This is a genomic window from Spirosoma daeguense, from assembly GCF_054776875.1.
On sequence record NZ_BAAHBF010000007.1, the window covers coordinates 201,307 to 223,027 of the forward strand.

The 21,721-nt window shown below is 44.5% G+C and carries 18 protein-coding genes; 11 read left to right on the plus strand and 7 right to left on the minus strand.

Annotation, left to right across the window (positions count from 1 at the left end; genetic code table 11):
• Positions 1–78: 78 nt before the first annotated feature.
• Positions 79–3,915: an ATP-binding protein gene (locus tag ACYVD4_RS22515; RefSeq protein WP_460949585.1), complete on the plus strand. Its 3,837-nt coding sequence runs from the start codon at positions 79–81 to the stop codon at positions 3,913–3,915.
• A 37-nt stretch (positions 3,916–3,952) separates the two neighbouring features.
• Here the strand turns inward: ACYVD4_RS22515 and ACYVD4_RS22520 are convergent, their stop codons facing one another.
• Positions 3,953–4,546: an HNH endonuclease gene (locus tag ACYVD4_RS22520; RefSeq protein WP_460949586.1), complete on the minus strand. Its 594-nt coding sequence runs from the start codon at positions 4,544–4,546 to the stop codon at positions 3,953–3,955.
• A gap of 282 nt (positions 4,547–4,828) precedes the next feature.
• Between ACYVD4_RS22520 and ACYVD4_RS22525 the strand changes: the two genes are divergently transcribed.
• The 5 genes from ACYVD4_RS22525 to atpH all read left to right on the plus strand — a co-directional run bounded on the left by ACYVD4_RS22525 (position 4,829) and on the right by atpH (position 8,375).
• Positions 4,829–5,200, plus strand: a complete 372-nt coding sequence (locus ACYVD4_RS22525) for a CoA-binding protein (protein WP_460949588.1) — start codon at positions 4,829–4,831, stop codon at positions 5,198–5,200.
• A gap of 437 nt (positions 5,201–5,637) precedes the next feature.
• A complete protein-coding gene (atpB, locus tag ACYVD4_RS22530) occupies positions 5,638–6,753 on the plus strand; it encodes a F0F1 ATP synthase subunit A (RefSeq protein WP_460949590.1) in 1,116 nt (371 codons plus the stop codon).
• Between the two features lie 138 nt (positions 6,754–6,891).
• Positions 6,892–7,140, plus strand: coding sequence for an ATP synthase F0 subunit C (atpE, locus tag ACYVD4_RS22535; RefSeq protein ID WP_394355941.1), 249 nt, complete (start codon positions 6,892–6,894; stop codon positions 7,138–7,140).
• 195 nt (positions 7,141–7,335) lie between these two features.
• Complete coding sequence (locus ACYVD4_RS22540) at positions 7,336–7,830, plus strand: F0F1 ATP synthase subunit B (protein WP_460949591.1); 495 nt, start codon at positions 7,336–7,338, stop codon at positions 7,828–7,830.
• A 5-nt stretch (positions 7,831–7,835) separates the two neighbouring features.
• A complete protein-coding gene (atpH, locus tag ACYVD4_RS22545; protein ID WP_460949592.1) occupies positions 7,836–8,375 on the plus strand; it encodes an ATP synthase F1 subunit delta in 540 nt (179 codons plus the stop codon).
• A 70-nt stretch (positions 8,376–8,445) separates the two neighbouring features.
• On the opposite strand, the gene ACYVD4_RS22550 is transcribed toward atpH, so the two are convergent.
• The 3 genes from ACYVD4_RS22550 to ACYVD4_RS22560 are packed head-to-tail and all read right to left on the minus strand — an operon-like array spanning position 8,446 to position 10,534.
• Complete coding sequence (locus ACYVD4_RS22550) at positions 8,446–9,372, minus strand: serine hydrolase (protein WP_460949594.1); 927 nt, start codon at positions 9,370–9,372, stop codon at positions 8,446–8,448.
• Positions 9,372–9,827, minus strand: coding sequence for a GNAT family N-acetyltransferase (locus ACYVD4_RS22555; RefSeq protein WP_460949596.1), 456 nt, complete (start codon positions 9,825–9,827; stop codon positions 9,372–9,374). The genes ACYVD4_RS22550 and ACYVD4_RS22555 overlap by 1 nt, the downstream gene beginning before the upstream one ends.
• Positions 9,828–9,883: 56 nt before the next feature.
• Positions 9,884–10,534, minus strand: a complete 651-nt coding sequence (locus tag ACYVD4_RS22560) for an oxidoreductase (RefSeq protein WP_460949598.1) — start codon at positions 10,532–10,534, stop codon at positions 9,884–9,886.
• 72 nt (positions 10,535–10,606) lie between these two features.
• Here ACYVD4_RS22560 and ACYVD4_RS22565 point away from each other — a divergent pair, with 72 nt between their 5' ends.
• Positions 10,607–13,075, plus strand: a complete 2,469-nt coding sequence (locus ACYVD4_RS22565) for a TonB-dependent receptor plug domain-containing protein (protein WP_460949600.1) — start codon at positions 10,607–10,609, stop codon at positions 13,073–13,075.
• A 48-nt stretch (positions 13,076–13,123) separates the two neighbouring features.
• On the opposite strand, the gene ACYVD4_RS22570 is transcribed toward ACYVD4_RS22565, so the two are convergent.
• The gene (locus tag ACYVD4_RS22570; protein ID WP_460949602.1) at positions 13,124–14,560 is read right to left on the minus strand and encodes a Gfo/Idh/MocA family protein; all 1,437 of its coding nucleotides are present in this window, start codon (positions 14,558–14,560) and stop codon (positions 13,124–13,126) included.
• A gap of 110 nt (positions 14,561–14,670) precedes the next feature.
• Positions 14,671–15,111, minus strand: coding sequence for a DUF5990 family protein (locus tag ACYVD4_RS22575; RefSeq protein WP_460949603.1), 441 nt, complete (start codon positions 15,109–15,111; stop codon positions 14,671–14,673).
• A 121-nt stretch (positions 15,112–15,232) separates the two neighbouring features.
• Between ACYVD4_RS22575 and ACYVD4_RS22580 the strand changes: the two genes are divergently transcribed.
• The 4 genes from ACYVD4_RS22580 to ACYVD4_RS22595 all read left to right on the plus strand — a co-directional run bounded on the left by ACYVD4_RS22580 (position 15,233) and on the right by ACYVD4_RS22595 (position 20,756).
• On the plus strand, positions 15,233–16,276 hold the full coding sequence (locus ACYVD4_RS22580) for an SMP-30/gluconolactonase/LRE family protein (RefSeq protein ID WP_460949605.1): 1,044 nt from the start codon (positions 15,233–15,235) through the stop codon (positions 16,274–16,276).
• Between the two features lie 131 nt (positions 16,277–16,407).
• On the plus strand, positions 16,408–18,354 hold the full coding sequence (locus ACYVD4_RS22585; RefSeq protein WP_460949607.1) for a penicillin-binding transpeptidase domain-containing protein: 1,947 nt from the start codon (positions 16,408–16,410) through the stop codon (positions 18,352–18,354).
• Positions 18,355–18,389: 35 nt separating this feature from the next.
• Positions 18,390–19,670 carry a rod shape-determining protein RodA gene (gene rodA, locus ACYVD4_RS22590; protein WP_460949609.1) on the plus strand — a complete coding sequence of 427 codons (1,281 nt, stop codon included), beginning with the start codon at positions 18,390–18,392 and terminating at the stop codon, positions 19,668–19,670.
• 189 nt (positions 19,671–19,859) lie between these two features.
• The gene (locus tag ACYVD4_RS22595) at positions 19,860–20,756 is read left to right on the plus strand and encodes a bestrophin family protein (RefSeq protein ID WP_460949610.1); all 897 of its coding nucleotides are present in this window, start codon (positions 19,860–19,862) and stop codon (positions 20,754–20,756) included.
• Positions 20,757–20,765: 9 nt separating this feature from the next.
• Here ACYVD4_RS22595 and ACYVD4_RS22600 read toward each other — a convergent pair whose 3' ends face one another.
• A complete protein-coding gene (locus tag ACYVD4_RS22600; RefSeq protein ID WP_460949611.1) occupies positions 20,766–21,668 on the minus strand; it encodes a transglutaminase family protein in 903 nt (300 codons plus the stop codon).
• Between the last annotated feature and the right edge of the window lie 53 nt (positions 21,669–21,721).

Here is a 21,721-nt window from a genome sequence, read left to right on the forward strand (position 1 = left end):
TAGGGAAAATAATACAACCCGTTAGTGAAACGAATAGTCGAACATATTTTCTTGCTGCTGGCTATCGTATTCATTAGCATGTCAGCGATATATTACTCGCTTTTGGAGCGAAGTGCTCCTGGCGCTACAGACGAGCAATATATCTATTCTGTTCAACAACGGGTAAAAGAAGAAATGCAGGTCAGTACCAACGAGCTGGCCAGCGTTACCGCCATTCTAAAAGCAAAGCCAAATCCTACATTTTCGGAGCTACGTATCGATTCACGGTATCCGTATTTTGTGTTTCGGAACAAACAGCTTGAGTTCTGGTCTGATTATCGGTTCATCCCCGATTATGCTCGGATTGAGGCTATTACAAATCCTAAACTGATTGATTTTGAGCAGAGTCGCTACATTGTTAGTCACCAGCGCATACAGGCCAATGGTGATTTAGTGGATGTATTCTCGCTTATAAACGTTTACAGATATTATCATTCTAACAATTCATACCTAAAAACAGGATATAATCCAGCTCTTTTTACGCTTGATCCCCAGGATGTTACGCCTGATCGGCTAAAAGATTTTCAGGCAATATATGATAACACATCAGCTTTTCTTTTCTCTGTTGTGCCGCCTGTAGTCGATGCGTACCGTAATGATTCAACTCCTGTAAATACGGTGATTCTGGCGACCGTCGGAATTCTGCTTCTGGGTATTTATATCATGCAAATCATGCTTCGGCTGATGCGAAAGCGTCGGTACGAATTAGGTTTTGTTTTCTTGGCGGGTTATCTTTTACTGCTTCGGGCGGTTATGCTGTACTACGGCGTACCGTTTCTGTTCTTCGATATTGATCTATTTAATCCGAAATATTATGCATCGTCGGTTCTGGTTCCTTCATTGGGCGATTTACTGCTGAATGCGCTTGTCGTGATGGTTTTGGCGTTTTATTGGGTTCGTCATTACTATCGTTCACGAATGTATACGATGCTGTTGCACCTGCCTTCATGGTGGCAGATAGCCTTATCCGTGATATGTGTAGCATTTAGTTACATTGTGTTTGCTTTCTGTTACGGAGAGTTGAATAACATTTACGAAAAGTCGCAGTTTACGCTCGATATTACGTTAAGCATACACTTCTCGTTTTTGAAAATCATATGCCTTATCGTATTTATTACCATTTCCTTTATTTACTTCCTGATAATTCACGTACTGGCCAGCTTATTTCTACGGTTCAATCGTGCTAAACCAATTCTTATAGGCTCTTTGCTGATTCTGGCTGGCACAATTCTGAGTGCTGGCTTCTGGCTAGCTTTGGGTGGAAGTTTAGAAAGTGTCTTTCTGCTGAATGGTTTTTATTTTGTCCTGATTTATATATCGGAGCTTCCCCGAAGTCTATACTCGTTCCGCTATAAAACGTCTTCGTATCTGTTTCTGGCCGCTCTGATTTGCGCGGTTATGACTTCCTATGTGGTTTATAAGCAAGAAATCAGAAAGCAACTGGTTCATAAACAGGAATTTGCTACTCAGTTATTGGCCGAAAATGACCAATTAGGAGAGTTTCTGATGAGTAAAGCGCAGGAGTCGATTCGAAAAGATAACGACATTGCAAGGGCAATTCAGACCGATACGTTATTAGTTCGTGAACGTATTCAACATCGGGTAAAAAATTTACACCTCGACAAATACTTTGATAAATATGATATCGAAGTGTTTTCTTTTCGCTCCAACGGACGCCCTCTCGATATTAGCTCGAATGCCATCCCGTTATCGACACTGACTGACCGATATCGCCAGAAAAATTACGAGACGGACTATCCGGGAATTTATTTTGTAAATGAAGTAGGGAATGAGTTCGTAAAGCAATATCTCTGTTTTATTGATATTCGTTTACGGAAGCAGACACAGACAGCTACTTTAGGAGGGTGGTCATCACAAGCTTCCAGCGATACGGTGGGCTACGTAGTACTGGACCTTCGGTTGAGAAACGAGTTACCCAAAAGTGTTTACCCAGAGCTTCTGGTCGATACAAAGTTTACTCAGAATCCTGATAGCCAGAAGTATAGCTACGCTTTTTTTAGTGGACCTCAACTTGGTAATCGTTCGCTGGGGCAATCGCAGCCCCGGTTGATTTTCAGTACTGGAAGTTATAACTATGACCGTAAGTTCGATCTGCCTCTTTTAACGAATCCATCTCTGTTTACGACCGGATTGAATAGTAATGGCTATCATCACGTAGCGCTACGTGGTCAGGATGGACGTATCGTGGTTGTGTCTTCGGAAGCGTATCCGTTTAAAAATATCTTTTCTAATTTTTCATTTTTATATCTGTTGTTGGTTGTAACAGTTATTGTGGTCATCATTGGTTACGCCATCAAATACTTTTTCTCCCGCTACGGAATTAACTATTCGACCAAGATTCAGATGCTGCTGAATTTTGCGTTCTTTTTACCGCTCGCCCTCGTCATTCTCCTTATTTCGAAAGATATAGGTACAAATTATATTGAAAACCAGAAAAGTACGTATCTGAGCAATACCCGTAACATTGCTACGAACTTTCTGACTTATCTGGATGAACACCTGAGTGCGAAGAAACGTAGTAAGGCATCAATGGAAGAAGAGCTGGCTAAAATAGCCCGTGATGCTGACCTCGACATTAATTTATTCGATACAAAAGGCCGTTTATATACGTCGACTCGACCGTTAATTTATGAAAGTGGCTATCTGTCGAAACAAATAAATCCAGAGGCCTATATCCATATTCTTGAAGATAAAGAAAGTGAACGTCTGCTCGAAGAGTCATTAGGAAATAAGCAGTATCGAACAGCCTACGTCAGTGTGAAAACATACGATGGTCGACTATTAGGCGTGTTGAGCATTCCATATTTCTATGCGCAACCTGAACTCGACCGGCAGATTATTGAGGTAATGGCATCGGCGTTGAGTGTATTCTCAATTTTATTTCTGGTATTTCTGATCTTATCGTATATCGCTTTACACTTTCTGATAAAACCGTTGAAATTGCTGACGCAGAAAATCAGAAAGACGAACCTCGAGCACCCAAATGAACCATTGCCTTGGCGTACTGATGATGAAATTGGGCTACTGATTCGGGCTTATAACCGGATGCTGGTGAAACTGGAAGAAAACAAGCAGGTGCTGGCGCAAACAGAGAAGCAATCGGCCTGGCGCGAAATGGCGATGCAGGTTGCTCACGAAATTAAAAACCCGCTGACGCCAATGAAATTGACATTGCAACATCTGCAAAGAACGTTGCCTAACCAGGCCAATGCTGCCAATGGCACCAATGACCCTGCCCGGCGAATTATTATGCGCACGTTTGATTCATTGCTCGACCAGATTGATAACCTGAGCGATATTGCTACGTCATTTTCCGATTTCGCCAATATGCCCATGCCGAAAAAGGAAACATTTGAAGTAACCAACGTATTGAATAAAACCGCCGATTTGTATGCCGACGACCCGCGCATTACGTTGCACCGGCAAATTACAAAAGGCCCTGTGATGGTGACAGGCGATCGGCAGATGATAGGACGTATCGTTACGAACCTGATAGTCAACGCTATTCAATCGGTACCTCCTGGTCGTAAACCTGCTATTGAAATAAAGCTTTATACAAACAGTGATGCTGTACAAATTGAGATTCACGACAATGGGGCTGGTATTCCAGAAGCCATTCAAAGTAAAGTCTTCCTGCCTAATTTCAGTACCAAACAAGGTGGCTCAGGCCTAGGGTTAGCTATTGCCAAACGGGGCGTTGAACATGCTGGTGGTACAATCTGGTTTGAGACCGTAGAAGGCGTCGGTACGTCTTTCTTCCTTTCACTTCCTTTAGCATTGGGCGCCGAACAGCCAGTAAATCAATCGAGTACGTACAAAAACGAACGTAACGACGTCCTTCGTTCGGCCCGCTAAATTTAGGTATTTCTGAGTGAAGTAATGTTTGACGAATCTATTCGATTGTTACGTGTTTCCAGTTTTCTCCTGATCGGATACGATTGAGTTGGGTGTGTGTAATGCCAAACTGTTTGGCGATCATTTTTAACCGATTCTTATCATTTAGTAAAAGTTTCTTGATCATTTTTACCTTGCTTTCGGTTAGTTTATAGTTACGGGTCTGTCGGGGAAGCTGCCTGTTTTTAAGATTTGGATTATTCCGATTGTGCTCAATCATTTCATCTTTTGTTACCCAACGTAGATTCTGATAATAATTGTTTTGTTTATCATGATCAAGATGAATAACAAAGAGCTGCTCAGGATTTACACGTTTTACAAAATGCTCTGCTACTAATTTGTGTACGTATCGGTTGAGCGTTTTTCCGGCCGAACGAATATTTAACGAACGATATCCCTGAATCACAGAGCCTTTTATCAGGCTGCTTAATGGTTTATTATTGGGTTTGTCAGATCGTGCCGTAGTCGAATTTTGAAAACTACGTAGCCGTCCATAGTTTGAAACTTCATAATGGGGTGGATTTGGCACATCTTCAAATCGAATAGGTACCCAATTCTCATTCCAAAAACTCTGGTTTCCCTTAGTTTCCATGACCAAATTATTATACGTGGATTGTTTTGTTTAGAGCTGTAAAACGCTCATGAGGTATCAGGTTAACAAGATTAGGGTGAAATAGTTATGGCTTTTTCACCAATTTCCCTTTCCTATATTTCATTTTTCAAATTGCTATAACATTAGGTAAGTGATGAGATAAAAAATGGCAACTAATTTTAACGCAGCTATATGATACATATCCGTTCATGAAACCGCCCGACTGTAGGAATGGTTATACACATGATAGAGCCGTTTAAAATTGGCTCTACCACAACTGTTATGAATACGAACGGAAAGAAGACATTAGTAATGGGTGCAACCGAAAATCCGAGTCGTTATGCGTACATGGCTGCGCATAGCTTGTTACGTCATGGGCACTCGATTGAATTAGTTGGATTAAAAAAAGGGCAAATTCAAGGGCAGCCTATCCAGATAGGTCAGCCATCACTTGCAGATATTGATACGGTTACAATGTACGTTGGGCCGAGAAATCAGGGTGACTTGTATGAATATATTAAAGGCCTGAAACCGCGCCGGGTTATTTTTAATCCGGGTGCCGAAAACCCTGAGTTTGAGCAGCAACTTCGTGAAGAAGGTATTGAACCTGTCGAAGCTTGTACGCTTGTGATGTTATCGATTGGTACGTATTAATAATCTACTACATTTCGCCGTAGCTTTATCGCCATATCGATGAGCTACTCATTTCATGCTTCGCCCTGTTCTCTTTTCTGTATTTTTAGCAATTGTATTTTTTGTAGCCGAACAATATTTTGTGTCGCCCTGGCTACATCCATTATGGAAGGTTATACTTGTCTTTTTTTGTTGTGTCTCCATCCTAACTCAGCGACTGGTAGAGACTGGTTTACAGGACAATCGTGAGCGGTTGATACCACTATATTTAGCTGCCACAGTGGCCCGCATGGTGTTAGGTCTGGCCTTTGTTGGTTTTTTCCTGTTCCGTCATGTTGAGTTGCGTCGGGTGTTCATATTGGACTTTCTTGTACTATATATATTTTACACGAGCTTTGAGATTTGGACGCTTACTCGTAACTTGCGACGCAATTCGTAAAAACGATCTGTCACATCATATGATGCGTTCGGTTATTAATAGATTTTTATTAGCAACGGCTCTGGTTTTGAGTTCGTTAGTTGGAGTTCGCGCGCAGGAGCACGAACACGCGGGAGAACCGCATACGGAGCACGCTGGAGAAGGTGCAGAAAAAAAAGGAAAATTTGATGTAGGTAGCATGATCATGCACCACATTAAAGACGATCATGGCTGGGAGTTTGCGCACGGTGTTACGTTGCCACTTCCGGTTATACTTTACTCAAGCGATCGGGGACTTGAAGTTTTCTCTTCGTCGAGGTTAGCTCATGGTGAAATCTACAACGGTTACAAGAATGAACATGGTAAAATTCACCGTGTTGATGAAGCTGGTAAAGTAGATCACGAAGCCAAGGTTTACAATTTCTCAATTACCAAGAACGTAGCGTCTTTATTGTTGAGTGCTACGATCATGTTGCTGGTGTTTTCGGCTGTGAGCAAGGGGTATGCCAAAAACAAAGGGAAAGCGCCGAAAGGGATTCAATCGTTTCTGGAGCCAATCATCCTGTTTGTTCGCGATGAGATTGCAAAGCCAAGTATTGGACCTAAATACACCAAATACCTACCTTATTTATTAACGTTGTTCTTTTTCATTCTGACGAATAACCTGCTTGGTTTATTACCAGGCGCGGCTAACCTGACGGGCAACATTGCCGTTACGTTGGTGTTGGCAGTTATTACGTTCCTGATTGTTACGTTCAGCGGAAATAAACATTACTGGCTACACATTCTGAAACCAACGGGTGTGCCAGTTGCTCTGCTGCCAATCATGATTCCGGTTGAGATTGTGGGTGTATTTATGAAGCCCTTGTCTCTTATGATTCGGCTGTTCGCTAACATTACTGCCGGGCACATTATTATCCTGAGCCTATTAGGCCTGATTTTCATGGCCAATCACATGGGCGGTATGGGCACCAGTATTGCTATTAGTCCAGTCGTTTTATTCTTTACCTTGTTTTTGAATATTATTGAGCTGCTGGTTGCTTTCCTTCAGGCGTTCATCTTTACCCTGCTGACAGCTATGTATATCGGCAGCGCGGTAGAAGAACACCACGAAGCTGACCACGGTATCGGTTACGAAGGCGCAGATGCGCATTAATTCATAATGAATAGTGTAAATGGATAATGTAAAGTGCTAGTTATAAGACAATTATTCATTCCCCGTTTCACATTATCCATTTTTTTAGTTTGCAATCTTTTGTTTCACTTATAAATCTGTTTGAGTTTTATGTTTGCCATGTTATTTGCTCTGCTTTTAGAAGCTACTGGTAGTGTTTCGGTTATGGGTGCTGCTGTTGGCGCTGGTCTGGCTGCTATCGGTGCTGGTCTGGGTATCGGTCGTATCGGTGGTAGTGCTATGGAAGGTATTGCTCGCCAGCCAGAAGCGGCTGGTCGTATCCAAACCGCCATGCTGATCATCGCGGCTCTGATCGAGGCTGTTGCTCTGTTCGCAGCTGTAATCTGTCTGCTGGTCGCTACGGCTTAAGCAGCAACTCAACTTGAGTAGGCTGGTTGCATTAGGCACTGGCGCCACTACTCGCCAATTTCTGGAGATTGTTTGCCTATTTGGGGTTGCCGGTGGGCAAACAATATCTAACAAAAGATTGAAACGTATTTTGTACGGTTTGTGCCGTACTACAAAAACATAAGTTGTAAGTCAAAAAACATAAACTGTAAATCCATGGATTTGCTTACTCCCGATCTTGGTCTTTTATTCTGGCAGGTAATTGTTTTCCTCGGCCTGTTTCTGATCCTTCGCGCCTTTGCCTGGAAACCCATTACAGAAAGTCTGAATGAGCGCGAAAATAATATTCAAAGTGCCCTTGATCTGGCCGAAAAAACCCGTCTGGAAATGACGGCACTGAAAGCCGACAATGAGAAATTGTTAGCAGAAGCTCGTTCAGAGCGTGAAGCTATTCTGCGTGGTGCGAAAGAAACTGCCGACAAAATGGTAGCTGATTCGCGTGACAAAGCTGAGGCTGAAGGCAAGCGAATTCTGGAACAAGCCCGCGAATCGATGCAGAATGAGCGTCAGGCGCTGGTGATGCAAATGAAAAAAGAAGTTGTTACGTTGTCGCTCGATATTGCCGAGAAAGTATTACGTAAAGAACTTAGCGATAAAACAACACAGGAGAAACTAGTTGCCGATCTGGTTGCTAATTCAAACCTTAACTAACTGATATGGCAGTCGCTACTGTAGCCGCCCGTTATGCCAAGTCATTGTTAGATTTGGCAGAAGAAAAGGGCCTGACCGAGAAAATGTATAAAGACATGCAGTTCTTCAAAAAAACGGTGGCTGATAGCCGTCCACTGTTACTAATGTTGAAGAACCCCATTGTCCGGGCTGAAAAGAAAAGCGCAATTATCAAAGCTGTTTTTGCCAGTCATGTCGATCCAGTAACGATGGCGTTTTTCCAGATCATCGGAAAAAAGAATCGGGAAGGCATAATGGATGCCATTGCCGATGAGTTCATCAATCAGTATGACCGGAAAAAAGGTGTAGAACGGGCTACCGTTATCACTACCGTACCATTGACCGATGCGCTACGTACTAAATTCAAAGACATGGTAGCCAAAACAACTGGCGGAAAGCTGGTTGAGCTGGATGAGAAAATCGATACGCGACTGATTGGTGGTTATGTACTACGTGTTGGTGATCAGCAAGTCGACGGTTCGATTCGCAGCCAGTTAAACGATCTGCGTTTGAAGTTCTTGAATTAATAAATTCGATTAGAAAAAAAGCCGCCATCTGCATACAGATTGCGGCTTTTTTGATTTCAGTAAATGGAAGCTAATACCATTTTTCGTGGCCTTCGCTTGGCTTCCATGTAGATTTTGGCTCAAAATGGTGCCAGAGTATGGACGCTACGTTGCGTAAAAGCGTAGAACCCTCATTGCTACGTTCCCAGCTTTCATCTTTCTGGTTTTTGGTCATCAGGCAATAAACATATTCGCCATGGGGCGCATGAACCAGCAATACTTCTGAACGTGCCTGATTCACAGCCCCATTTTTAGTTGCCACTTTTACATCCGGTGGAATCTGCGACAAGCCATTACTATCCCAAAACTGCCGACCCAGATTTCGATACATTTCTTCGCTGGCATCGGCACTAACCGCTTTCCCTACTCGTATGTAAACCAGCAGTTCTGCCATTTCTCGGGGCGTTGTTTGGCCCCAACCGTATTGCGTTCGATTTGCTTCGCGACCGGGCGTGCGCGAGTTAAGCCGAGTTTGATGAAATCCGTTGGTTTCGAGCCAGTTATTAATTGCAGTTCCTCCACCGGCCAGTGCCTGACACCATAAACTTCCGGTATTGTCGCTAATGGTTTCCATCAGCATAACGACCTGACTGAGTGGTATTTTGGCACCATCTTTCAATGAACCAACAATGCCATCGTCATAGTGCAACGAATCTTTATAAATCAATTCCTGATTGTAGGTCAATTCGCCCTGATGGATTTTAGCAAACAGGCCACATTGAATCGGAACCTTGATTGTACTGGCTGTTGGAAATAACGTATCAGCGTTGATGGCTACGCTACGTCCTGTGCGCAGATTACGAACATAAATACCGACTTGCCCTTGAAAGCCAGCCAGTGCCGTTTGAAGTGTTCGCTCCAGTGTTGCATCGTTATGTAGGCGTGGTGTCGGTGTGGATTGACCTTGAATTGATTCTGATGATAAGAGAATAAGTAAAGGGAAAAGTATAAAACGCATTACGTATGAATCGGTTTAACCAATTTAAAATGAGTCTGTTTGAATGATTCCCGTTCATAAAACCGGACGGTATCCACTCGTTTCTGATTCGTGGTAACTTCCAGATTTACAAGATTTTCCTGCTTAGCTAACGTAGTAAGTGCTTCTATAAGTTGATGACCGATACGTTGATTACGAACGTCGGGACGGACGAACAATTCCTGAATTTCGCCCACTTTACCAACATGATGCAGGAGTACCTGAATATGGCAGCTTACAAACCCAAGCACGTTATTTTCCTGTTCGGCAACCAGATAATGAATGGCTGGATTCGCCAAATTCTGGCTGAAAACCTGATTAAATGCAATGACATCCAGTGTTATTTCTTCAAGCGTACAGAGGAAATCATAAATAACAGGTGCATCGGCAAGCGTCGCTTTTCGAATAGATAGCAGAGCAGATGAAGAAGCGGACACAAGATGCTGATTGATAGATTAAAGATACTAGTTACAGCCGAATGAAATCGGGTTATTCAAAAATTCTGGAGTTGATCCGACTCAAAAACGTGCTTTCCTTGTAGTCCTTCCTGCATGGTTTTTTGCATAGCCTTCGCTACTTTACTGGCTTCAATTCCTTTGTATTTAGCCGGAATAAGTGGGTTGAATAATTTTACAAAACCAATCCCGATTCGTTCGCCCAAACGATTTTCGGAGCGGTTACCTAGCAGAATGGAAGGACGAAAAATGTGCAGAGTAGGGTAATTCAACGCCGTCAAATCACGCTCAATTTCACCTTTTACCCGATTGTAAAAAATTGAAGAATCAGGATCGGCTCCTAATGACGTAACGATTGCAAATTGTTGTGCTCCGTTAGCCAGACCTAATTTGGCTATTTCAAGCGGGTATTGATAGTCAACTTTTCGAAAAGCGTCTTTTGAGCCTGCCTTTTTTATGGTTGTACCCAGACAGCAGAATATATCGTCGGCTTGAGTGAGTAATCCATTAGGGTGATCGAAATCGAATTGGATTTCCTGCAAGCGGGGATGTTGCCAGTTTAACGATTTACGGACTAATACTTTTACCTTTTCATAAATGGGGGAATCGACAAGATAGTGGGTTAATAAGTCTCCAATTAAGCCTGTTGCGCCGACAACCAGCGCGGTTTTATGCATTGAACCAGTCATGTCGAAAGAGGATTTCTGCTAATTTAGTTGCAATGTCTATATAGGAAGATACATTCCTGCGAAACCTATTCTATGCGTCACACACTTTTTTTTATTTTCTCATTTATTGTTACTGCATTGCTGGTTGCATTTCGTCTTAAAGACGACGATTTTGTTAAACAGTTGCTTGAGCGCCTGCGGCTGTTTAATGAGCAGCGACCCACTGAAAAGGTCTATATTCATACGGACCGCGACACCTATCTGACTGGCGAAACAATATGGCTGAAGGGATCGGTTTTTCATGGTAACACCCACAATGCTGATACGTCAAGTCACGTGGTTTATGTTGACTTGGTTGAATTAGCGGCCAGAAAAACGCGATTGCGAATGGCACTTCGGTCAACGAATAGTTATGCACCGGGCCAGCTCAATCTGCCTGATACATTAGCTGCCGGAACGTATCAGCTTCGTGCGTATACGAATTACATGCGAAATTTTCCGGATGACTATTTTTTTACGAAAACAATAACTGTACTACGTCCGGAAGAAAGTAATGCTGTAAACAAACGCACACCGTCAGTAACCGCCAGCAAGCTCGATGTACAGTTTTTGCCTGAGGGTGGCCAATTGGTGGCAGGTATTGAAGGACGAGTTGCTTTTAAGGCACTTGATGCCTCTGGACGTAGTGTAGCTATAAAAGGATTTGTCCTGAATACTCAGAAAGATACGGTCATTGGTTTCGCAAGTCGGCATTTGGGAATGGGCTTTTTTACATTCAAACCCGAGCCTGAGCAAGTATATACGGCGTTTGTTCAAACAACAAATGGTTCTTTAGAGACCTATTCGATGCTTGCCGTACAGCCACAGGGCGTAACGATGCAGGTAGATAATCTGAGCAATAAAGACAACGTAATAGTATATGTGATCCATAACAAATCAAGTGCAGATGCGAACGCTACGTTGACGTTGGTTGCTCAAACACGTGGACAAATGGTACAGGCCGCTAAAATTCCGGTGGTTAAAAAAATGCTGGTTGTGCGCTTACCAAGAAAAGAGTTTCCGGAGGGAATTGCGCAGTTGACCATTTTCGACGAGACAAGCAAGCCGGTGGCCGAACGGCTGGTTTTTATTGATAAGCGAGAGCAGATAAACGTTCAGCTGAGTACGGCAAAACCCTTGTTTCGGAATCGTGAGCGGGTTGCTGTTGCTGTTACCACCACCGATGCCGATGGAAAACCAGTTGCAGCTAACGTATCACTTTCGGCCATTGATAATCGATTAGCGCCTGAAACAGACTCCAATCGCACGACCATTGTTTCTCACTTATTGCTAACGTCGGATCTTGCCGGAATTATTGAACAGCCGGGTTATTATTTCAATCCAGACCATAAAGACCGTTTGATTAACCTTGACCTTTTACTCATGACGCAGGGCTGGCGTCGATTTATGTGGACCGACGTGTTGTCTGGAAATATTCCGCCCACAAAATTTCCGGTTGAAGCTGGATTATCTTTGACGGGTCGTGTAGTACGTCCTAATCAGAAAGATATTGGTGGCGCGGTGAAATTAACGTTTCTGTTGGCTAAGCGAGATAGCACCCGTGAGTTTCTGATGGGTGAAACCGATCCGGCAGGAAACTTCGGGGCTTACAATCTCGATTTACAAGATACGACTACCGTGCTGATTCAAGGGGTAAAGGGGAGCGCCAATCGCAACCTTGTTATTTCGCTCGATCAATTACTGGCACCGCCCGTAACGATTACCCAAGTTCCGTACAATTCGCTCGAATTTGAACGTGATGACTTCGCCGAATTTATCCGACGTACTAAGGAATATCAGGAAATTGAACGACAAATTCGACGTAACGGCGAGGTTCTGTTACAGTCGGTTATGGTAAAAGCTAAAAAAACACCGGAGCGTGATTCGCGCGTTATTTATGGCTCTCCCGATGCTACTGTTAAACTTAATGATATGAACACAGCCGGTCGAATGACAATTCTGGATGTGCTTCAGGGGCAGGTTGCGGGGGTGCAGGTAACTGGCTCTGGTTTCAACGCACGCGTGCAAATTCGGGGAGCGACTAATTTCAGTGGACCTGTTGAGCCTTTGTTTCTGTTAGATGGTATGCCAATGGATTTGCAGGGTATTATGAGTATATCGGTGCAGGATGTTGATCGAATCGACGTACTGAAAGGCGCGTCGGCGGCTATTTACGGCTCACGATCGTCGGGAGGGGTTATCTCTGTGCTGACGAAGCGCGGTTCGCCCAATTACGATTTTTCGAAGGATAAAACGCCCGGAACATTAGTGGCTAAAATACCCGGATATGCTCCGATACGTGAGTTTTATACCCCTCGTTACGATGTGCAGAAGCCCGAACATATCAGACCCGATTACCGTACTACGTTGCATTGGGCTCCCTTGATTCAGACAGATGCGCAAGGAAAAGCAACGGTTTCTTTCTTTACATCGGATGCAAAAACAACGATTCGGCTTCAGGCCGAAGGTGCTACGTTATCTGGAATGCCCGGCGTTGGTCGTGCTACGTTGCGGGTAGAATAAAAAAAACCCCACCCCGGAACGTAGCGTTTTCGGGGTGGGGGTTTTTTGTTAAACGGCTCCCAGAATTTTCATGTTGATGGGGTCCCAGCCAACAATTTTTTTCTGGAAGTAACTCATATTTCCGCACTGTGTCGGTCCGCAGGCACGTAACCCGAACGTAGCGTCTTCTACATTTGGCGCTCCCGTACGAATCGAGTTGAAGAAATTTACAAAGTGCTCATACCGATCTCCTTTATACTCTTTCGGGAACGAGTATTTGAACTCCTTCGGCCCAACGAGTTCCGGTGTTTGCGGATAAAGCTTGTTGTATTCGGCGATGTACAGCTCTTTCTGATCTTTCGGGAAATTATCGATGGACATACCCGGTGCCTTCGGGAATTTATTCCGGCGAACCGTCAGGCTATCGAAACCAAGCGAAAGATCGCCTTCGGTACCCACCAGACGTACCAGATAATTACCCCCGCCACCATCAACGAAGTTAGACCGGGTGGTCAGGTTAAACTCGCCATGTTCGGCTGTTTTTGGGTAATCGTAGATACTTAGTTGAATATCAGGCACATCACGACCATCTTTCCAATAACGTGTACCACCCGTCGAATACACACGCGTTGGGCCTTTTGAGCCGGTGATGCAGTGTAATGACGTCAGCAGGTGAACGTAAAGGTCGCCAGCAATGCCGGTACCATAGTCGGTATAGTTACGCCAGCGGAAAAAACGGAGCGGGTCCCAAGGGCGTTTTGGTGCCGAGCCAAGGTATTTATCCCAATCAACCGTTTGCGGGGAGGCATCAGGCGGAATCGAATACTGCCACGCTCCCTGCGCACTGTGCCGATCATAGATAGCTTCGACAAACACAAGCTCACCGATATCGCCAGCTTTCAGAAGCTCACGCGCTTTTGAGATGAGTAACGAACTGGCAAACTGGCTACCAACCTGAAAAACTTTACCGGTTTCCTTTGCTACTTTAATCAGCGTATGCCCATCTTCAACCTTCTGCACCATCGGCTTTTCGCAATAAATGTGCTTGCCTTTGCGCATAGCGTCGGTCGAGATTTTTTCGTGCCAGTGGTCGGTTGTACCATTGATAATAGCATCGACATCCGTCCGTTCAAGAATCTCGCGGTAATCTTTCGTTACGGGAAGGTTATCACCCCAAAGTTCTTTGGCCCGACGAAGGCGACCGTCGTAAAGATCACAGGCGGCTACCATTTCGATTCCATCGACCATCAGCGCCGTTTGCGTATCGCCAATACCCATACCACCCGTACCGATTAGCGCAATACGTATTTTATCATTGGCCGCCGTGCTGCTGTGACTACGTACCAGATTTAGGTATTGAGGAATAACGGTAGGTGAGGTACTGTTGGCCAGTGCGGCTGGAGCCGTGGCTGCGGCAGTACCGGCCAGCCCAAGCGTTTTCAGAAACGACCGCCGGGAAGAATCTTCCTGATTATTCGGCGAGTTCGCTTGCTTCTTGTTTTTCATGTACAACTAGGATTGGGAAGAAAAATCCTATAAAAATAAGCGAAATCGGCTAAAGTCGTAACCTGAAATCTGCCGGATTTTCGATTCCCAACCGAACATTACTAGAAATGCTACGTTACGTGCCAGCCATTAAATGGCTTCACTGTACCTAAAGCAGGTTTCCCATCTTTGGTTGTTCCAGAAACCCGTGTTTGTAAAACTAAACTTGAATCAGCGGCAATTTGATGAACCATATCCCAGCTTATATTCTGAAGCGGAATTTTTAATCGACCTGAACAGGAAGCGTTTTGTTGTCCGGCATACGTACCAATATCGATGTAAACGAATCGGCTGTTAGATGGCCCTTGTACGTAGTGCCCACTTAAGCCGGGAGGTTGTTGCTCGTCCGGATTGCCTTTGATACGTATGCTAAAATCAAAAACCAGATCTGCTACGTTGGCGCGTTGCTTCTGAACGGTTTCGTATATACGTCCACTTCCTTTCTGAAGACCAAAATCAATATCGGGCATTGGTTTTTCCAGAATGATACGTAGTCGAATTTCCTGATCCATCTTATTTCTTAGCTTTCGATTACTTTTTATAGACTGATAACGACGTAGCATATAGTAAAATGTACCTTCGTTCCGTTTTGCTTCATTAATGATATATTGTCCTGAATTCCTGACATGATCTATGAAAACCACCGTTTTACTGTTTACTGGCTGGCTCGCTACGTCGCTGGCTCCGGCTGTTGCTCAAACCACTCCATTACCGACAATTGGTCAGGTAGTGCGGGCTGACCCGCGCCTTGATAAGCTAATTCCGGCCGAATCTAAAATTGAAGTGCTTGCCGATGGGTTTATGTGGACTGAAGGACCGGTCTGGGTGAAAAACGAAGCCTATCTGCTCTTCTGCGATATTCCACAGAACACGATTTACAAATGGACCGATAAGGAAGGCGTCACTACGTTCCTGAAACCATCCGGCTTTAGTGGCGTTGGTACGTATGGCGATGAACCGGGCTCAAACGGGCTAGCCATCGACAAACAGGGGCGCCTTATTGCCTGTGAGCACGGTGACCGACGTATCTCGGCGATGCCGCTGGCTGGTGGAGGAGGTAAACGGACGCTGGCCGATAATTTTAACGGCAAACGGTTCAACAGTCCTAACGACGTAGTGGTACATTCAAGCGGAAGCTATTATTTCACCGACCCACCATACGGCATGCCGAAAAAAGAAAAAGATCCCGGTCGTGAAACAGATGGCTATGGTGTTTACAGGATTGCTCCTGAACGGGGAGGAGTTCCGGGCGTGGTATCGATTGTAGTGAGCGATCTTACCCGTCCGAACGGTATTGCTTTGTCGCCCGATGAGAAAACTCTTTTTGTGGCTCAATCAGACCCAATGCGTCCCGTAGTGATGGCATATCCGTTACAGGCCGACGGTTCGGTAGGAAAAGGACGTATCGTTTTTGGGCCTGACAACATGAAAAAGCAGGGCCTTGAAGGCGGTTTCGATGGAATGAAAGTTGACCGGGATGGTAACTTGTGGGTAACTGGAAGTGGGGGAGTTCTTGTACTGGCTCCCACGCAGGGAACAGGTTCTTACGACTTTTTAGGCCACATCAAAATTGGTGCTGCTACGGCAAACTGCGCCTGGGGCGACGATGGAACCGTACTTTACATCACCGCCGATATGTACCTCTGCCGAATCCGAACTACCGCAAAAGGCTGGTGAAAAATTGATAATGGATAATGAAAAATGGATAATGACGAAGAGATGCATTCTTTAATCGTCATTATCCATTTTTCATTATCCATTATTCACTAACTTTGTTTATATAGCTTGATTGAAAGGAGTTAATTCTCATGTTAGAGAATCGGAAGTGGGTTATCATTGGTGTTTTTTGCCTGGTTGGGTTAACGTATCTGGCCAGATTGTTCTACTTGCAGGTTTTAGACGATACGTATTCGCTGGGAGCCTCGAAAAACTCCATTAAGCGAGTTGTTGAGATACCGTATCGAGGGCAGGTTTATGACCGTAATAATCAATTACTTGTCTACAACACCCCCGTTTACGACCTATACGTCACCCCAAAACAGGTTAAGATTCCAGACACATTGGCTTTCTGCCGGATGATGGATCTTACGCGTACTGAGTTCGACAGTATTATGGGATTGGCGGTAAATTATTCAAAGGTGAAACCGTCGTTGTTTCTGCGGCAGCTTTCCAAAGAAGATTTTGCCCGAATTCAGGACGCTCTTGTCGATTATCGGGGCTTTGAACCTGTCATTAGCTCCATGCGTACCTATCCGGCGCATACAATGGCAAATGCGCTGGGCTACGTCAGTGAAATTACCAAGAAACAACTCGACGAACAGGATATTCTCTATTATCGGCAGGGCGACTATATCGGTCATAACGGGCTGGAAGAGCAGTATGAAGAGCAACTGCGTGGCAGACGTGGCGTAAAATTCATGATGCAGAACGTTCACGGTGTGAACAAAGGCTCCTGGAAAAACGGCGAATACGATACGTTAGCAGTAGCTGGGCAGAACCTCATTACAGGCATTGACGTAGAAGTACAGAAATATGCCGATACGTTGATGAAGAATAAAGTGGGAGCCGTTCTGGCGGTCGAGCCTTCGACGGGTGAAATTCTGGTTTCGGTGTCGGCACCAACTTATGACCCGAATATGCTGTCGAGCCGGTTCTTTTCTAAGAATTATCGGGTACTGCTCAAAAATCCGTATAAGCCGCTTATCAATCGCCCGGCTACGGCGAGTTACCGGCCAGGTTCTACGTTTAAGCTGATACAGGCGCTTATTGCTCAGCAACAGGGTACACTGTTTACCAGTACGTTCTATGGACATGGTGGTTCGCCAATGCGGTGCCACTGTCGGGGAGGAAATAACCTGCGGGGAGCTGTTCAGAACTCCTGCAATCCCTATTTCTACAACGTATTCCGCAAATTTATTTACCATAACGGCAATCATAATACGTTCAAAGCGTCGGCAATTGGTTTGCACGAATGGCATGACATGGTCGAAAAATTTGGTATGGCTGACCGTCTTGGTATTGATTTGCCCAGTGAGCTGAAAGGTAATTTACCGACTCCCGAATATTACGACAAAGCATATCGGGGCGCGTTACGTTGGAAGTTTTCGAACGTATACTCGCTCAGTATCGGCGAAGGTGAGTTGCTTATCAGCCCGATGAAACTGGTTAATCTGGCGGCTACTATTGCAAACCGGGGCTGGTACATTACTCCACACTATATAAAAGGATTCGGAAAATCGGGCGTTGGCGTGCCAAACCAGTATCGAGAACGGCATGAAACAGGAATTGATTACAAACATTACCTGCCTGTAATTGATGGTATGCGGATGGCGGTACTTGCCGGAACAGTTACGCCTTTGGTAAATACAACCAACATAGATTTGTGCGGTAAAAGTGGTACGTCGCAAAACGCCAAATACGGCCATAAATTTGACCACTCGATTTTTATTGGCTTTGCGCCGATGAATAATCCCAAGATTGCTGTGGCTGTTTTCGTGGAAAATGCTGGCTGGGGTGGTAAAGCGGCTGCATCGGTGGCGGCTCTGGTTGCCGAACGGTATCTGAAGCGCAAAACAGAAGCGCTGGCCCTCGATGCACAAGTGAAAGCATCAAGCTATTTACCACCCGCCAACATGATGCCGGGAGCCAGAAAGCCCGTTGCGCCGAAAAAAGATACGACGCAGAAACAGCCGGTCAAGCCAATGGCGGCAACGCAACCCAAATCAACTACATCAACAGGAGTAGCCGGATATTAATCAGTCGCACTCCTATTTCTAATTCATAACGTACTGTGGCTCGTAGAAACGACCCTTTTTCTCAAAACATCGACTGGCTTACACTGCTGCTTTATTTTGCCTGTGTTACGTTGGGATGGCTCAATGTGTACGCGGCAGTTTACAGCCCCGAAGACCATACCAGCTTGTTCGATATGTCGACCAACGCCGGGAAACAGCTCATGTGGATCGGTACGGCTTTAATACTCATTATCTGTATTCTGGTCATTAATCATACCGTTTTCGATACGTTTGCCTTTGTCTTTTATGGCTTCATGATCTTGATGCTTTTGCTGGTATTGGTGGCCGGGAGCAATGTAAAAGGATCAAGGTCATGGTTTAAACTTGGTTCGTTTTTACTTCAACCGGCCGAATTTGCCAAAGTAGCAACGGCTTTGGCGCTGGCAAAATATTTGGACGTACCGGGCATCAATCTGTCAAAACAGAAAGATTTACTCTATGTTGGGGGCATCATCCTGCTGCCCTGTATTCTGATTATCGCGTCAAACGAAACGGGTTCTACGCTGGTCTTTGCCTCGTTTGTAATTATGCTTTATCGGGAGGGACTACCCGGCTGGATTCCGGCTCTTGGTATTGCGGCAGTAGCACTGTTGATTCTGGCGCTGGTCTTTCCTAAGCTATACATCTTTATCGGCATTGCAGCTCTGGCTGTAATCGTTATTCTTTTGATGCCACGTCACAATCGGTCTGTTCAGAATTTGCTGTCGATAGGGCTGGTTGGTGTGGGTATGATGGTGTTTGTTACGGGTGTCGATTTCTTTGTGAACGACGTATTACAGAAGCACCAGCGTAACCGGATTAAAGTGCTTGTTGACCCAACTATTGACCCGCTCGGCGTAGGCTGGAACGTAACACAGGCGAAAATTGCAATCGGTTCGGGCCGGCTTCAGGGAAAGGGATTTCTGGAAGGAACACAAACCAAGTTTGACTTTGTGCCCGAACAGAGTACGGACTTTATTTTCTGTACCATTGGCGAAGAACACGGTTTTGTTGGTGCTCTAGTAATTATTGCGCTCTTCGTGGGCTTGCTTTCCCGAATTGTTATACTTGCCGAAAAACAACGTACCAAATTTGCGCGCGTGTATGGCTATTGTGTGGCTGGTATTATCTTCTTTCACGTACTGGTCAACATTGGCATGACCATCGGTCTGATGCCCGTTATTGGTATTCCTTTGCCGTTCTTTAGTTATGGTGGGTCGTCGCTCTGGTCGTTCTCGATACTGTTATTCATTTTTATAAAACTTGATTCTCGCCGGACAGCGCTTACACGCAGGTAATTACATCATGTCGATACGCATATATGTAATAAAAAGCAGTTCATTAGGAGCAACTAGGCAGAAAAGAATACGATAAACTCCTTCAATTAGTTTAAAACGGCCTAGCTTTACATAAATCGTATGGTAGCGAAGGTTTCTACAAGCTTATTTTAGTGCTTTCTACAATAGCTACTAGCATAAAATAGGCTCATGCTACTCAACAATAAGATTTCGATAAGTTTCTATCTTCGACATATACTTCGACAGGCTTTTCTGGTTTTTTTATTTGCAAATCTGGTTGTCATCAGTAAATGGTTTATCCCTTGGTCCTTTCAGATTCCCATTTCGATTGCTGCAATTCTGGGAACCTGTATTTCGCTGTTACTGGCTTTTCGTACCAATCAGGCTTATGATCGTTGGTGGGAGGCTAGAATAGCTTGGGGAGCTATTGTTAATGATAGTCGTAGTTTTATTCGTCAGCTTCAAATGTTTTTGCCTTCTAACGTGAACCCAGAAACTTATCTATATACTTTTGTTCAGCGTCAATGTGCCTGGTGTTACGTATTGGGAGATACATTGCGTAAACAGCCGGTATTGCAGCGCCTGGAGGAGTTTCTGCCTACACACGAGGCCAAACAGATTGCTGATTCTCAAAACCCACCGAATATGCTACTAGTAAACCATGCTTTAGCGGCTCGGCGGCTGTATGACGATGGGTTGATTACTGACTATCAGATGGTACAGTTAAACATTACACTCAATAATCTGACAGATTCTATGGGCCGGTGTGAACGTATTAAAAATACTGTTTTCCCCCGGACCTATACCTTCAATATGCAGGTATTTATCTACTTATTTGCGACAATTCTTCCTTTCTGTTTTGATGAACAGTATTTTTATCTGGATGTACCCTTAGTGACGCTTATATCGTCTGCTTTTATTTTAATCGAAAAAAGCGCGATTCAATTACAAGACCCATTCGAGAACAAACCCACCGATACGCCTGTCACCACGATAGCTCGCTCGATTGAAATTAGTCTTAAAAGTATGAGTGGATATAGCCCAATTCCCGCACCGCTAGTCCCTGAAAAATACTATTCTTTATAAAACGATACGTTATCGTAATGGATTAGTCAGGTTGAGATTAGGTAAATGAACGACAGTACTTGAATAAGAAAGTGTAGCTTGTGCAATATCTGTCGTACCGGTAATAACAGCGGCAGCGGCTGGAGAAGGCGTACTAGCTAGTGGAATATAAGCTTCATTTACCAGCATTCCCGAAGTGGGGTCGAGCCCAATCCAACCCGCTCCCGGTACGTATACCTCTGCCCAAGCGTGTAAGGCCAGTAAATCCTTAATAGCATCGGCCGAGGTGTTGTTAGATGACTGGGATAATTCAACCAGATAGCCTGATACAAAGCGGGCTGCCAGTCCTAATTTGCGAATCAGTTGAACTAATAGCCAGGCACTATCGCGGCAGGTACCAATAGAACGCCGGAGCGTTTCATCAGCAGACTGTACACCAGGCTCAAGCCGTACTTGATAGAAAATAGCCTGAAAAACCTGTTGGTTAAGGTTAATCAGAAAGGAAACCGTTTCCTGACGAGGTTGGTGTTTTATCTGTCCAATCCATTGGGTAAGGTAAGATCCCTGCTCAGTAGCACCTCGATAGGGGGCTAAATCATGCTGAAGTGAATCAGTGTACTGGAACGGGAAAAAGAGAGCATAGTCATCAATTAAAAAATCGAAAGGATTGACTGGTTGGAGGCTGACCGTTATCTGAACCTGAATCAACAAGTAAGATACTTCCCCTGAAAAATCAACACGGGCGATAAAATTACCAAATGCATCTTGCTGCCAGCGTAGTACGTGATTGTCTGGCTTAATTAATAAGGAATAGTCCTCAATAATGGCCTGACAATAAGCGTTCGGCTTGAGTCGGATTAATTGGGTTGACAGATGTACCGTTTGATCATATTGGTATAACGTCTGGTGATTAAGCTGGATTCGAATATCCATTAAGAAGGGAGAAGTTAAATGCCTATATACCAGACAGTATAGATATATCTTGC